The sequence below is a fragment of the Burkholderia sp. RF7-non_BP4 genome (assembly GCF_001521935.1).
Lineage (GTDB): Bacteria > Pseudomonadota > Gammaproteobacteria > Burkholderiales > Burkholderiaceae > Burkholderia > Burkholderia diffusa.
The window spans coordinates 338646-353414 of sequence record NZ_LOTA01000095.1; the positions used below are offsets into that span (position 1 = coordinate 338646).

The following is a 14769-nucleotide window of genomic DNA, read 5'->3' on the forward strand; positions in this document are numbered from 1 at the left end:
ACGGAGAATGACGATGGCCGTTGCCCGCGACACGCCCGCTCCGCTCAGCCGCGTGCCCGACCTCGGCGAAGCGCCGCCGGGCTCCACGCACGAGCGCGAACTGGCCGCGCTGTGGGAATCGGAACCCGGCTGGCGCGGCTGGCTCGGCACGGTCGACCACAAGCGCATCGGGCTGCGCTACATCGTCACCGCGTTCGCGTTCCTGCTGCTCGGCGGCGTCGAGGCGCTCGCGATGCGCATCCAGCTCGCGCGGCCGAATGCGACGGTGCTCACGCCCGCGCAGTACGACTCGCTGTTCACGATGCACGGCGTCACGATGATCTTCCTGTACGCGCTGCCAGTGCTGTCCGGCTTCGCGAACTACCTGTGGCCGCTGATGCTCGGCTCGCGCGACATGGCGTTCCCGAGGCTGAACGCATTCTCGTACTGGGCATTCCTGTTCGCCGGGCTGTTCCTGTATGCGAGCTTTCCGCTCGGCGCCGTGCCGGACGGCGGCTGGTTCAACTACGTGCCGCTCACGTCGCTCGATTACAGCGCCGGTGCGAACATCGACATCTATGCGCTCGGCATGATCCTGCTCGGCATCTCGACGACCGGCGGCGCCGCGAACTTCGTCGTCACGCTGCTGCGGATGCGCGCGCACGGGATGTCGATCGACCGGCTGCCGATCATCGTGTGGGGCACGCTCACCGCGTCGGTGGCGAACCTCGTCGCGGTGCCGTCCGTCAGCCTCGCGTTCCTGCTGCTGTGGCTCGATCGCAATGCCAGCACGCACTTCTTCGACGTCGCGAACGGCGGGCGGCCGCTGTTGTGGCAACACCTGTTCTGGATGTTCGCGCACCCGTGGGTCTACGTGGTCGTGCTGCCCGCGATGGGAATCGTGTCGGACGCGCTGCCGACTTTCTGTCGGCGGCCGCTCGTCGCGTACGAGGCCGTCGCGGTATCGACGGTCGCGACGATGCTGATCGGCTTCGAAGTATGGGTCCACCACATGTTCGCGACCGGCATCGCGCCGCTCGCGCTCGCGTTTTTCGGCGCGGCGAGCATGCTGATCTCGATCCCGAGCGCGGTCGCGGTGTTCGCGTGGCTCGCGACGATCTGGACGGGCCGTCCGGTGTTCCGCACGCCGTTCCTGTATTTCGCGGGCTTCGTGCTGATGTTCGTGATCGGCGGCGTATCCGGCGTGATGACGGCCGCGGTGCCGCTCGACTGGCAGCTGACCGATACGTATTTCGTCGTCGCGCACCTGCACTACGTGCTGCTCGGCATCAACGTCTTCCCCGTGCTCGGCGGTGTCACGTACTGGTTCCCAAAGTTCACCGGGCGGATGATGAACGAACGCTTCGGCAAGCTGACGTTCTGGATCGTGCTGGTCGGCTTCAACCTCGGCTTCTTCCCGATGCACGTCTCCGGGTTGCTCGGGATGCCGCGCCGCATCTACACCTACCCGTCCGGGATGGGCTGGGACACGTCGAACCTGCTGACGACGATCGGCTCGTTCGTGTTCGGCATCGGAATCGTGATGTTCGTCGTCAACGCGCTCGTCAGCGCGCGGCGCGGCGCGCGCGCCGGCGAGAATCCGTGGGGCGCCGCCGGGCTCGAATGGTCGGTCGCGTCGCCGACGCCCGTCTACAACTTCGCGGTGCTGCCGCTCGTCGCGTCGCGGCACCCGCTGTGGGAAACGCGCGAGGATCCGATGCGCACCAGCATGCGCGTCGGCTACCGGCTCGCCGACGGGCGCGAGGCGCTCGCGGTCACGCCGCTCGCGGCAAAACCGAGCGCGATCCTGAAGATGCCCGAGGACAGCTGCGTGCCGTTCGTGCTCGCGCTGCTCGCGACCGCCGTGTTCGCTGCGATGCTGGCGCGCTCGCCGACGCTCGTGTGCGCGGCCGTCGCCGGTTGCGCGATCGGGACCGCCGTGTGGCTGTGGCCGCGCCGCACGCTCGGACAGCGTGCGCACCTTCCGGCCCGCGACGCCACCCAGGCGCCTGCAGCGGCCGGCCTGCATCCGGCCGAACCGCGCTCGGCGACCGCGCCGTCCGGTGCGCCGGTCGCGTGCGTCGAACCGCTGCCGGTCGGCAGTTGCGGCGAACGCGCGGGCGGCTGGTGGGGCGTCATCACGCTGATCGTGACCGAGGCCGGCCTGTTCGGCTACCTGCTGTTCTGCTATTTCTACCTGCAGTCGCAATCGGACGCGCCCTGGCCGCCCGACGGGATGCCGAAGATCGGCCTCGCGGCCGGCAACACCGTCGTGCTGCTGTCGAGCAGCGTGTTCGTGTGGCTCGCCGAGCGCGCGGTGCGGGCCGACCGGCGCCTGCGCGCGGCGGCCGCGCTCGCCGTCGCGCTGCTGCTCGGCGTCGCGTTCGCACTGATTCAGCTGCACGAGTGGCGCGACCATCCGTACGGACCGACCGCGCACCTGTACGGCAGCCTGTACTTCACGATCACGGGCTTTCACCTCGCGCACGTGGCGGCCGGCCTCGTCATCCTCGCGCTGCTCGCCGGGTGGACCGCCGCCGGCTTCTTCGGCCGCGAACGGCGCGTCGCGCTGACGGTCGGCGGGCTCTACTGGCACTTCGTCGACATCGTCTGGCTGTTCATCTTCACCGCGTTGTACGTATCGCCGTACTGGCTCAGGAGCGCGGGATGAACGGCGCGCGACGCTCATGGACACCCCTGCTCGCGATCGCGGCCGGCCTGATCGGCGCGCCCGCGCTGTGGTTCGCGCAGATGCTGGCATCCGAGACGCTCGCGTCGACCGCATGCTATCCGCTCGGCGTCGCGCAGGCCGTGCCGCGTTGGGCGCACGTCGGCGTGTGGCTCGCGCTGATCGCCGCATGCGCGTTCGCGCTGGCGACGGCGTTCGCCGCCTGGCTCGTGCGCACGTGGCAACGCCGGCACGACGCGAACGTGCAGGCCGCGACGCGCGACGACAGCACGCGATTCCTCGCACGCTGCGGGATGCTCGCCGCGCTCGGGTTCGTGATCGGTCTCGTGTTCACGGGAATCGTCACCGCTTTCGTGGGGCCGTGCAGTCCATGGCGTTGATCTCGTTCGCTTCGTGTGTTTCGTGTGCCGAGCGCGTCGGTCGGCGTCGCCGCGCGTGCGTCGCGCTCGCCGTGTGCGCCGCGCTGTGCGCATGCGACATGCAGCAGGACGACCACGCGGCGCCCGCCGGCGATCCGGCCGAAGCCGCGTCTCCGGCGGAGGCGCCCGAGCCCGCGTCGGGCTGGCGTTTCGTGCGGATACGCGCGTCGGCAGCCGACGCCGGCGCGTCGATGTCGGACCGGGTGAACCGCGATCCGCGGCTGGCGCAGCGGCGAGACACGGCGTCCGCCCAGGCTTCGGCTGCGCCGTCGGACGCTTCATCGGCTTCGCCCCCGGCATCGGCGTCGTCCACCTCACCCGCATCGTCCGCATCGGCCGCTTCCGCCGCCCGCCGCCCGGTGATTGCCGCCGCGGCCGCGAGCGCCGATGCCGCGACGATCGCGCGCGGCCGCTATCTCGCGCTCGCCGGCGACTGCGCCGCCTGCCACGATGCCGCCGACCACACGCCGTACGCCGGCGGCCAGCCGGTCAATTCGCCGTTCGGGCCGATCTATGCACCGAACATCACGCCGGATCCCGTGCACGGGATCGGCAACGACACGCTGCGCCAGTTCGACGATGCGTTGCGGCGCGGCGTGCGCGCGGACGGCAGCCGGCTGTATCCTGCGATGCCCTACCCGTCGTTCGCGCGCCTGTCCGACGACGACGTGCGCGCGTTGTATGCGTATTTCATACGTGGTGTCGCGCCGTCGGCGAACGCGGTAAAAATCACGCGGCTGCCGTTTCCGTTCAACCAGCGCTGGGCGCTCGGGCTGTGGAGCCTGGCGTTCGCGAACCGCGACCGGTTCGTGCCGCAGTCGTCGCGATCGGCGGAATGGAATCGCGGCGCGTATCTCGTGCAGGGGCTCGGCCACTGCGGCGCATGCCACACGCCGCGCGGCCCGGCCTACAACGAGCGCGGCTACGACGAACGCAGCCCCGCGTTTCTCACCGGCGGCATCAACGATCACTGGTTCGCACCGAACCTCACCGGCGCGGACGCGGACGGCCTCGGCCGCTGGACCGCCGACGATCTCGCCGCATTCCTGCGCAGCGGCCATGCGGTGCGCGGCGCGGTGTTCGGCGCGATGGCGCCCGTCGTCGGCGAAAGCACCGCGCTGCTGACGGATGCGGATCGTCACGCGATCGCCGTGTACCTCAAATCGTTGCCCGCGCAACCGACCGCCGCGACAAATCCGCTCGGCGTCGGCGTCCCGCGGCTGACCGCGGCGGGGCCGCGCCCGGAGGGCGGCCAGCAGGCGCCGGGGGCCGGCGTATATGCGGGATTCTGTGCGCGCTGCCACGGCGCGGAAGGCGCGGGCGTGCCCGATCGCGGGCCGCCGCTCGCCGGCAACTCGGCCGCGCTCGCGGCCGATCCGACCAGCGCGATCCGGATCGTCGTCGAAGGGGCTCGGCCGGCGCCCGGCACGCACGGGCCGGTGCAGCGGATGCCGGCGATGCGCGGCGCGCTGACGAGCGGCGAGATCGCCGCAGTGGTCAGCTATGTGCGCGGCGCGTGGGGAAATCGCGCCGCGCCGGTGTCGGAGCAGGACGTGAGGCGGTTGCGAGCGGCAATCCGGCGGTAGACGGACCGGACGTCGGCATCCGATGCGCGCCGCAAGCGGTCGGACCGTGTCGTCTCGCCAGCAGCGGCCGCGACTATCCCTGCAGCACGGCAACCGCCTTGATTTCGACGATATAACCAGGCGCCCCGCCGAGCATGTGCGCGCCGACCGCGGTCCACGCCGGCCGCGGATGCGCATGGAGATAACGGTCGCGCACCGTCATGAACAGCGGCAGGTCGCGCATGTCGGTATGGAAGGTCGTCAGGTCGACCACGTCGTCGAGCGATGCGCCGGCCGCCTCCAGCACGACCTTGAGGTTCTCGAACGCCTGCACGATCTGCGCTTCGCGTTCTTCGACCAGTTGCATCGCCGCGTCGCGGCCGATCTGGCCGGACACGTACACGGTATCGCCGACCTTGATCGCCGGCGCATAGCCGATTTTTTCGTACACGGCTTCCATTCCGGCGGGGATGATCGCTTCGCGTTGGCGCATGAGTGTCTCCGTGGCCGGGCTGTCCGCACCGGCCGGTTGTTCGATGGTCATCGCGCACGCCTGACCGGAGCGCGCGCATGTCTGAAGCTGCGGGCGAACAGGCCACCCGCCGCTCAACCCGTGTCGCCGCCCGCGACCGGCAGCACCGTGCCGGTGATGTAACTCGCTTCGTCCGACGCGAGGAACAGGATCGGCGCGATCTGCTCGTCGAGCGTGCCGTAACGCTTGAAGAACGTCGAATCGGTCACCTGCCGCACTGCTTCGGCCATCCACGCCTGTTCCTGCGCGTTGTCGCCGGCCGCATTGCGCGGCACCCGGCGCGGCGGCGCCGTGGTGCCGCCCGGCGCGGTCGCGACCACGCGGATGCCGTGCTCCGCGTATTCCATCGCGAGCGCCGCCGTCAGCGCGTTGACACCGCCCTTCGCGGCCGAATACGGCACGCGACGAATGCCGCGCGTCGCGTTCGACGACACGTTCACGATCGTGCCGCCGCCCCCGGCCAGCAAATGCGGCAGCACGGCGTGGCAACTGTAGAGCGTCGGCATCAGCGAGCGGCGGATTTCCGCGTCGATCTGCTCGGGCTCGAACTCGGCGAACGGCCGCATCCGGATCGCACCGCCGACGCCGTTGATCAGCACGTCGATCCGGCCGAACGTCGCGACCGCGCACGCCATCGCCGCGCGCGCGCCGTCGTAGGTTTCGAGATCCGCGACGAATCCGGCCGTGTTGCCGCCCGGCGCCTCGGCGGCCACCTCCGCCACGAAGTCCGCGCGATCGACGAACAGCACGCGGCCGCCCTCGGCCGCCGCGCGCAGCGCGACGCCGCGGCCGATGCCCTGCGCCGCGCCGGTGACGACGACGACCTTTCCGGAGAATCGTTGCATGATCATGCCGCCTTTGCCGTCACGTTCGGGGTGAACTTCTCGTAGTGGAAGCTGTTCGGCTTCACGCCTGCGTCGTCGAAGTACTGGCGCACCGCGTCGACCATCGGCGGCGGTCCGCACAGGTAGACGTCCACGTCGCCGTCGTTCAGCGCATCGGCCGGAATGTGCTGCGTGACCCAGCCCTTGCGCGGATGGTTCGACGCCGCATCGGCAACGACCGTCGCAAAGCTGAAGTTCGGCAGCTTCGCCGCATACGCTTCGATCGCGTCGACCAGCACCAGGTCTAGATCGCGCGTCACGCCGTAGACCAGATGCACCTTCTGCCGCGAGCCGTTGCGTGCGAGCACCTCGAGCATCGACAGGAACGGCGCGAGGCCCGTGCCGCCCGCGAGGAACAGCAGCGGCCGCGCCACACCGCGCAGGTAGAAGCTGCCGAGCGGCCCGTTCAGTTCGAGCGTGTCGCCGGGTTTCGCCGATTCGAGCCACGTGCTCATCACGCCGCCGGGAATCTTCTTGATCAGGAATCCGATCTTCGTGTCGCCCGGCGCGGACGAGAACGAATACGACCGGTGCTGGCCGCTGCCCGGCACGCCGATGTTCACGTACTGGCCGGACAGGAACACGGGAGCGGCCGCATCGACGTCGAGTTCGAGCACGATCGCCGCGTCGTGGTGCGGCTCGACCTTCGCGACCGTCGCGGCGAACGCGCCGTGGCCCGTCTTGCACGCGACCGACGAACTCGGCACCGCGATCACGCAATCGCTTTGCGGCACCATCTGGCACGTCAGCACGAGGCCGCCGTCCTTCTCGTCCTCGGTGAGCGCGTCGTCGATGTAATCGTCGCCGAGGTCATAGCTGCCGCTCTCCGCGCGGCACTTGCAGGTGCCGCACACGCCGTCGGAACAGTCCATCGGCAGGTTGATCTTCGCGCGGAACGCGGCGTCGAGCACCTTCTCGCCGGCCTTGCAGTCGATGAAGCGGGTGACCCCGTCCTCGAAGTTCAGTGCAATCTTGTAGGTGGACATGACCTCGTCTCCCTGTGTTACGTGTCGAATCGATCGGCGTCAGACGTGGTACACGTCGAGCACCTGCCGGATGTAGTCGTTCTTCAGCACGATCTTCTTGTTCGAGATCAGCCACGCGTCGCCCGATCGGCGCAACGTGACGAACATCGTGCCGAAGAAGTGATCGGTCACGCGGTAGCGGTGGTTCAGCGTGTGGAAGTTGTAGCGCAAGTCCACCTCGCCGTCGCGCTCGGCCAGCACCTCGACGTTCGTCACGTTGTGGCTGGTGCGCGGCTCGGGCGTCGACGCGCCGCTGCGCTCGGTCTTGATCCGGAACACGCGATCCTCGAGGCCGCCGCGATCCGCGTAGTACATCAGCGAGATCTGGCTGCGCGGATCGTCGGTCGTCCGGTCGTCGTCGTCCCACGCGGGCATCCAGTACGTGACGTCTTCCGTGTAGCAGGTCAGCCACTCGTCCCACTCGCGGTCGTCGAGCAGGCGCGCTTCGCGATACAGCGTCGCGCAGATGGTCCGGTAATCGATGTTCATGCTTGCACCTCCCCGCGTTCCTTCTTCAGTGCATCGCGCATCACGTGCACCCAGTGTTCGTGCTGACACACGAACAGCCCTTCGTCCTCGCTGCGCTCGCCCGACATGCGCGGGTTCAGCCCCATCCTTTTCGCGTTCTCGTCCGGCCCGTCGATCCACAGCGGCGCGCCGCGCGACAGGTCGTTCCACATCGCCGTGATGCCCGCATAGCCGGCCTGGCACGCGCGGAACTCCTCGAGGTCGTCGGCCGTGCCCATTCCGGTCACGTTGAAGAAGTCCTCGTACTGGCGAATGCGCGTCGTGCGGTCGGCCTCGCTCTCGCCCTTCGGCGCGAAACAGAAGATGCTGACTTCGGTCTTGTCGACGCCGAGCGGACGCACCACGCGGATCTGCGTGCTGAACTGGTCCATCAGGAACACGTTCGGGTACACGCACAGGTTGCGCGTCTGGTTCACGATGAAGTCGGCCTGCACGTCGCCGACGCGCGCCTTGATCTCGTCGCGGTGCTGGTACACGGGCCGCACCTCGGGGTTCATCGTCTTGGTCCACAGCAGGATGTGGCCGTTGTCGAAGCCGTACACGCCCGCGACCGACTTGCTCCAGCTGTTCGCGTCGACGGCCTTGGTGCCGTCTTCCTTGCGGCGGCCCATCGTCGCCGCGTAGTTCCAGTGCACGGTGCTCACGTGATAGCCGTCGCAGCCGTTCTCCATCTGCATCTTCCAGTTGCCTTCGTAGATGTAGGAGGAATTGCCGCGCAGCACTTCGAGCCCGTTCGGCGCCTGGTCGACGATCTGGTCGATGATCACGCGCGCCTCGCCGAGATAGTCCTCGAGCGGCAGCACGTCGTCGCGGAGGCTGCCGAACAGGAAGCCGCGATAGTTCTGGAAACGCGCGACCTTCTTCAGGTCGTGCGAGCCGTGCGTGTTGAACTGCACCGGATACTCGGTCGTCTTCTCGTCCTTCACCTTCAGCAGCTTGCCGGTGTTCGAGAAGGTCCAGCCGTGGAACGGGCACGTGAAGCTGCCCTTGTTGCCGTGCTTGCGGCGGCACAGCATCGCGCCCTTGTGCGCGCACGCATTGATCACCGCGTGCAGCTCGCCGGTCTTGTCGCGCGTGATGACGATCGGCTGGCGGCCGATCCACGTCGTGTAGTAATCGTTGTTGTTCGGGATCTGGCTTTCGTGCGCGAGGTACACCCAGTTGCCCTCGAAGATGTGCTTCATCTCGAGCTCGTACAGCGCCTCGTTCGTGAAGATGTCGCGGCGGCAGCGGAAAACGCCGGCCTCCTTGTCGTCCTGCACGGCGGTGGCGAGCAGGTGGTCCAGTTCGGTGGTGTGGTCGATCGTGGCGGACATGTTGGTTCCTCCTGTGCGCGTGCCGGGTCCTGCAAGCACGCTCGCATCGGTATCGATTGGATCTCGCGGGGATCCGGCCGGCGGCGGCGCAGGCGCGCCGCCGTGCCGTCGGGCGGTTATGCCGTGGCGGAAACGCGCAGGCGTTCGACGATCTGGTTGTCCTTGCCCTCGACGCGCGGCGTCAGGACGAAGTTGAACTCGATGTCCTGGTAGGCGTCGGCCTTCAGCCCGAGCGCGACGCCGCCGGTCTTGCCGGTGACGGGCGGAATCAGCTCCTCGCGCGTCGCATACGCGAAGTCGTCCCAGATCAGCGGGTCGCCGTCGATGTTGAACTGCGTCGTCAGCTTGCGATGGCCGTCGCTGGTCACGAAGAAGTGCACGTGCGCCGGGCGGTTGCCGTGACGGCCGAGGCGGTCGAGCAGCTGCTGCGTCGCGCCCTGCGGCGGGCAGCCGTAGCCGACCGGCATCAGCGTGCGGAATTCGTACTTGCCGTCCGCGCCCGTCTTCACCGCGCCGCGCAGGTTGAAATCGCTCTGCGCGCCGGTCGGGTCGAAGTGCGAGTAGAAGCCGTGCGAGTTCGCGTGCCAGCACTCGACCAGCGCGCCGGCCACCGGCTTGCCGTCGAGCCCCGTGACCGTGCCGTGGATCACGAGCGGGCCCGCGCCTTCGTCGGCGTCGATGTCGATCTTCGCGACGCCGTCGCGCACCGGCGCGCCGCCGACGTACAGCGGGCCTTCGATCGTGCGCGGCGTGCCGCCGTCGAGTCCGATCGCCTCGTCCTCCGCGTCCATCCGGATGTCGAGATACTTCTCGAGACCAAGGCCGGCCGCGAGCAGCGCCGCCTCGCCGTCCTGACCGAGCTTGTTCAGATAGTTCACGCCTGCCCACACTTCGTCGGGCGTGATGTCGAGATCGTCGATCGCCTTGAACAGGTCGCCGAGCAGCCGCAGCACGACCTGCCGCGTGCGCGCGTCGCCGCCGTTGGTGCCGGTGCCGCCCGCGTTCGACGCGGCCTTCAGCAGATCCTGCACTTCCTTGGTTTCGAATACTTTGACGCTCATGATGGTGTCTCCACGTGTATTTTGGGGAAAGGTGACCCGGTGCCCGCCGTTGCGGAAGAGGCGGCTCCGTGGCTCAAACGTCGCCGTCGTGTACCGACGACGGGTGGCGACACAACGGCGTCACCGAAATCTTCATGTACGGGAACAGCGGCAGGCCGGTCAGGATCTCGTGCAGCTCGGCGTTGCCGGACACGTCGAACACGCTGTAGTTCGCGTATTCGCCGGCGATGCGCCAGATGTGGCGCCACTTGCCGCTGCGCTGCAGGTCCTGCGAATACGCCTTCTCGCGGGTCTTGATCTCGTCGGCCACGCCGGCCGGCATGTCGGCCGGGAGATTGACGTCCATGCGTACGTGGAAAAGCATCGTGATGTCCTGGTGCGTGATCGGGTTGTCGCGGTTTGTCGCGGGTCAGCGGGAGACTTTCGTCAGCCCGTCGCGGGTGAAGCGCGCGACCTTCGCTTCGTCGAGCTCGATGCCGAGGCCCGGGCCGCTCGGCACGGTCAGTTCGAAATCGCTGTAGTCGAGCGGGGTCGCGAGAATCTCTTCGGTAATCAGTAGCGGTCCGAACAGTTCGGTGCCCCACTGCAGGTTCGCGAAGCTCGCGAACAGATGCGCGGACGCGACCGTGCTGAACGCGCCTTCGAGCATCGTGCCGCCGTACAGCTCGATGCCGGCCGCGTCCGCGATCGCCGCGACGCGCTGCGCCGCGAAGAGGCCGCCGCTCTGCTCGATCTTGATCGCGAACACGTCCGCGCCGTGATGCTTCGCGATCTCGAACGCGCTGTCCGGGCCCTGCAGGATTTCATCGGCCATCAGCGCGACCGGGAAGCGGCGCATCAGCCGTGCGAGCGCCGCGGCCGACGCGACCGGCTGCTCGACCAGTTCGCAGCCGGCATCGGCGAGCGCCGGAATCGCGCGCGCGGCCTGCGTTTCGCTCCACGCCATGTTCACGTCGACGCGCACCGATGCGCGCTCGCCGACCGCCCGCTTGATCTCGGCCACGTGCCGGATGTCCGCGTCGAGCGCCTTCGCGCCGATCTTCAGCTTGAACACGTTGTGGCGGCGCAGGTCGAGCATCCGCTCGGCTTCGGCGATATCGGTCGCCGTGTCGCCCGATGCGAGCGTCCACGCGACCGGCAGACGATCGCGCCGGCGGCCGCCGAGCAGCTCGCTGACCGGCACGCCGAGGCGCTTGCCGTGCGCATCGAGCAGCGCGGTTTCGAGCGCGCTCTTCGCGAAGTGATTGACCTTCGCGAGCTTGCCGAGGAACGCCATCAGCGTCTGGATGCGCGTCGCATCCTTGCCGATGATGGCCGGCGCGAGGTATGCGTCGATCGCGAGTTTCATCGCTTCCGGGCTTTCCGGGCCGTAGGCCATTCCGGCGATCGTCGTGCCTTCGCCGGTGCCCGTCACGCCGTCGCTGCAGGTCACCTTCACCAGCATCAGCGTCTGGCCGTGCATCGTGGCGACCGACAGCTTGTGCGGACGGATCGTCGGCAGGTCGACGAGGCGGGTTTCAATGCGTTCGATGGTGACGGGAGACATGGGGCACGCTGCTTGTGGGGAGTTCATGGAACGGATTTATACGCGGCGGCGAAATGGACCGTCCAATACTTTTGACCTCGCTTTTTCATACCTGACAGGTATCGTAATTCGCTACGATTCACGAAATATTGCACTGCGCCATACCCGTTTTGTCTGGTTGGCGTGGCGGAAAGGCTTGATGGGAGGCGCGAAACGGGTTTCTGGGGCGCGGCTTTGCGAGCGATGAAATGCGCGGGGCGGGCGACGGGCGACGTCGACGGAAATCGAGGTCCGGGGTGGGCGGATCAGGGTTTTCCTGATGCGAATGCGGCGTGGCCGGCCGCCCGTATTCCGCACGAAGGCGCCGCGATCAGGCCACGTCCCCGTGGCCGGATCAGTGCGGTGGCGAAAGACGCCTGAAGCGCTTCCACAACTTCTTCATGGTCGGACGATCGGCCGCCACGCGGGCGGCCAGGAAACCGCGCGCAAAGGCCGCGCCCGGCGCGGCGGCGGGCGCCGTGCGAGGCAGCGCCTTCAGAAGCTGCTCCGCGACCACGGCATCGTTGCGCCAGCCCAGATCGTCCTGAAGCGCGGTCAGCGCGTCGACGTAGGGCCGGACGGTCCGCCTGGAACAGAGCGACGCGAAGAATTCCGTCGCGTATCGGACTTTCTTTGCCGCGATGCGCGCACGATGACGACGGCGATCGTCGAGATCGGCCAGCCCCTTGCCACGTTCGATCAGCTTGCGATGCCGCCGACGCAGGACATCCGTGGCAAACCGCCTCGCCGGACGACCGATCGCCGCGCGCTGTTCGTCGGACATCCCCGCTCGCCAACCCTGTCGGCTCAACCACGACGCGAGTTGCAGCGCGAGCCGCGTGTAGCGAACCGATTCGACCGCGGCGGCCGCGCGCTGCCGGTTCCTGACCGCAATCTGCTCGCACGCGTCGCGGGCCGCACGAACCTCGTCCGGATGGCCGTTCGCGCCGGCCTGTTCGAGCGTCGTTCCCGCGAGCACTTCCCAGTCCCGCGCGGTGCCCAGCTCCGACGCGATCCAGCGCAGTTCGTCGTCAAGGCCGGGAAACGCGGGAACCGCTTTCCCGAACAGGTCGAGCGCGGAGCGCAAACGACGCAGCCCCACACGCATCTGATGCACGCTCGACGGGTCGTGACCGGACGCGACGCCACGTTCGTTCGCGTTGACCTGGTCCAGACAGTTGCGCGCGATACGGCAGAACGCGTCTTCGATCGAATCGCGTTTCTTCAGTTGCACCGGCCGCGCCTTGACGGCCGCGCGGTGCTCGCCGACGAGGAGCCCGTAGCCGAGATCGGCCTTGCTCTCGCGATCGATTCGCAATGGCACGATGTCGAGCATGGCCAGCGCGACGCCGTACAGGCTTTCCGGCTCGCCGTGCTTCAGCTCCAGTTCGACGGCGGCGATCGGGACCGAACCCGACTCCGCTTCCACGGTACCTTTGTCGAGCGCGACCTCGAGCTCGTCTCCGGACGGCAGGCGCAGCGGAAAGACCGACCGCCTGATCCGCGTGACGAACACCGGCTCGAGCTGGCCGGCCGTCGCCTCGTCGCGGACGAGCCTGCCGCAATCGCTGTCGTCGGGTATGCGTTCCCGCAGCGGCGCGAGATCGGGGACGTCGTCATCGACGGGCGTTTCGAACTCGTTCCTGTCGAACAGTCCGGCCTGCGACGCCCCGTCCAGCTTCAGCGTCTGGACCCTCTCGTCGCCGGTCGCGCGCACCCGCAGCGAAGCCGCGCACCGGTGCACGCCGAGCGCGGGTGTATCGAAATAGGTGCTCGTCAGCAGTTGCGATGCGCTGGCGCGCCCGGATTGCGCGAGCAACGGCGCGCGACGCAGCTTGTCGAGATCCTTTGCGGAAATCCGCAGTTTCAACTCCCGTTCCATGGCGCCTCCGAGGTGCGTGTCCTTGTTTCAGGCTACACCCGATCGGTCGTGCCGGCGGCCATGCGTGCGCGTCGGGACGCGAAACCGCGGCAGCGCGATGCGGCGGGAATCCGCGCGACGGGCCGCACCGACGGCGGATTACGCCACCGCCCGCCGCTCATGCAGCCGCAACGCGGCCCACGCGATCCCGGCGGAGGCGATCCCGACCACCCCGCCGAACGTGCCGATCCACGGCAGGCCGAAATCCCCGGCGATATGGTTGCCGAGCAGCGCGCCGGCGCCGATGCCGACGTTGTACAGCCCGGAAAAGATCGACACTGCGAGATCGGTCGCCTCGGGCGCGAGCTTCAGCACCCACGCCTGCATCGCGAGCCCGAAGCAGACGATCGCGCCGCCCCACACCAGCGTGTGAACCGACAGCGTGACGATGTTCAGCGCGCTCGGGAACAGGATCAGCAGACACGCCGACAGCGCGATGATCGACGCGAGCAGGAAATCGGCCGGCCGCTCGGGAAACACGCGGTTGAAGCAGACCGCGGCCGGCATGCCGGCGACGCCGAACAGGATCAGCACGTAGGTGATCCGGCTGCTGCTCGCATGATTGACGCTCTGCACGAACGGCTCGATGTACGTGTACGACGTGAAATGCGCGGACACGACCAGCACGGTGATCGCATACAGCGATACCAGCACCGGCTTCCTGAGAAACATGCCGATGCTGGACAGCGATCCGGCGCCCTGGCTCGGCAGCGCCGGCAGCGTCATGCGCAGCATCAGCAGCGCGACGGCCGCCGCGCCGCCGATCACGAGGAACGTCACGCGCCAGCCGAGCGCCTCGCCGATCACGCGCCCGAGCGGAATGCCGGCGACCATCGCGATCGCCGTGCCCATCGCGAGCAGGCTCAACGCGCGGCTCTTGCGGTCGCTCGGCGCGAGCCGCACGGCCAGCGGGACGGAAATCGACCAGAACACCGCATGCGCGCACGCGATGCCGAGCCGGCCGATCATCAGCACCGTGAAATTCCACGCGACGCCGGTGACGACGTGGCTGCCGATGAACACCAGCAGCGCGCAGCTCAGCAGCTTGCGCCGCTCGACGTGGCGCGTGACGAACGTCAACGGCAGCGACACGACCGCGACGGCCCACGCGTAGATCGTCAGCATCAGGCCGACGTCGGTCGGCTGCATCCGCAGGCTGTCGCCGATCGCGCTCAGCAGCGCGACGGGCACGAATTCGGTGGTGTTGAAGATGAAGGCAGTGAGTGCCAGGGCCAGGACGCCCCACCACGACTGTTCGGAACTGACGGCGTCCGGAGTTGCCATAC

The 14769-nt window shown here is 68.3% G+C and carries 13 protein-coding genes; 3 read left to right on the top strand and 10 right to left on the bottom strand.

The window, feature by feature from the left end; translation table 11 throughout:
• The first annotated feature begins 13 nt into the window (after positions 1 to 13).
• Genes ctaD through WS49_RS31520 form a run of 3 tightly spaced genes read left to right on the top strand, consistent with a single transcriptional unit; the run spans position 14 to position 4673 of the window.
• Positions 14 to 2650, top strand: coding sequence for a cytochrome c oxidase subunit I (gene ctaD / locus WS49_RS31510; RefSeq protein ID WP_059537410.1), 2637 nt, complete (start codon positions 14 to 16; stop codon positions 2648 to 2650).
• Positions 2647 to 3048 carry a hypothetical protein gene (locus tag WS49_RS31515; protein WP_059536848.1) on the top strand — a complete coding sequence of 134 codons (402 nt, stop codon included), beginning with the start codon at positions 2647 to 2649 and terminating at the stop codon, positions 3046 to 3048. Before ctaD ends, WS49_RS31515 begins: the two co-directional genes overlap by 4 nt.
• Positions 3039 to 4673 (top strand): c-type cytochrome, encoded by a 1635-nt coding sequence (locus WS49_RS31520; RefSeq protein WP_059536851.1) that lies wholly within the window; start codon positions 3039 to 3041, stop codon positions 4671 to 4673. Before WS49_RS31515 ends, WS49_RS31520 begins: the two co-directional genes overlap by 10 nt.
• Positions 4674 to 4746: 73 nt before the next feature.
• Here WS49_RS31520 and WS49_RS31525 read toward each other — a convergent pair whose 3' ends face one another.
• From WS49_RS31525 to WS49_RS31570, 10 genes are all read right to left on the bottom strand, one after another.
• Complete coding sequence (locus tag WS49_RS31525) at positions 4747 to 5145, bottom strand: RidA family protein (RefSeq protein ID WP_059537413.1); 399 nt, start codon at positions 5143 to 5145, stop codon at positions 4747 to 4749.
• Between the two features lie 113 nt (positions 5146 to 5258).
• Positions 5259 to 6035, bottom strand: coding sequence for a benzoate diol dehydrogenase BenD (gene benD, locus WS49_RS31530; RefSeq protein ID WP_059536856.1), 777 nt, complete (start codon positions 6033 to 6035; stop codon positions 5259 to 5261).
• The gene (benC, locus tag WS49_RS31535) at positions 6032 to 7054 is read right to left on the bottom strand and encodes a benzoate 1,2-dioxygenase electron transfer component BenC (protein ID WP_059536859.1); all 1023 of its coding nucleotides are present in this window, start codon (positions 7052 to 7054) and stop codon (positions 6032 to 6034) included. Before benC ends, benD begins: the two co-directional genes overlap by 4 nt.
• Before the next feature lie 39 nt (positions 7055 to 7093).
• The gene (benB, locus tag WS49_RS31540; RefSeq protein WP_059536865.1) at positions 7094 to 7582 is read right to left on the bottom strand and encodes a benzoate 1,2-dioxygenase small subunit; all 489 of its coding nucleotides are present in this window, start codon (positions 7580 to 7582) and stop codon (positions 7094 to 7096) included.
• Positions 7579 to 8937 (bottom strand): Rieske 2Fe-2S domain-containing protein, encoded by a 1359-nt coding sequence (locus WS49_RS31545; RefSeq protein ID WP_059536868.1) that lies wholly within the window; start codon positions 8935 to 8937, stop codon positions 7579 to 7581. Before WS49_RS31545 ends, benB begins: the two co-directional genes overlap by 4 nt.
• Before the next feature lie 116 nt (positions 8938 to 9053).
• Positions 9054 to 9998: a catechol 1,2-dioxygenase gene (gene catA / locus WS49_RS31550; protein ID WP_059536872.1), complete on the bottom strand. Its 945-nt coding sequence runs from the start codon at positions 9996 to 9998 to the stop codon at positions 9054 to 9056.
• Positions 9999 to 10071: 73 nt separating this feature from the next.
• Positions 10072 to 10362, bottom strand: a complete 291-nt coding sequence (catC, locus tag WS49_RS31555; RefSeq protein WP_059536876.1) for a muconolactone Delta-isomerase — start codon at positions 10360 to 10362, stop codon at positions 10072 to 10074.
• 45 nt (positions 10363 to 10407) lie between these two features.
• Complete coding sequence (locus WS49_RS31560) at positions 10408 to 11544, bottom strand: muconate/chloromuconate family cycloisomerase (RefSeq protein WP_059536880.1); 1137 nt, start codon at positions 11542 to 11544, stop codon at positions 10408 to 10410.
• Positions 11545 to 11917: 373 nt separating this feature from the next.
• A complete protein-coding gene (locus WS49_RS31565; protein ID WP_059536883.1) occupies positions 11918 to 13444 on the bottom strand; it encodes a CYTH and CHAD domain-containing protein in 1527 nt (508 codons plus the stop codon).
• A 138-nt stretch (positions 13445 to 13582) separates the two neighbouring features.
• Entirely contained in the window at positions 13583 to 14767 is a 1185-nt protein-coding gene (locus tag WS49_RS31570; protein ID WP_059536887.1) for a sugar transporter, read from the bottom strand.
• Positions 14768 to 14769: the final 2 nt, after the last annotated feature.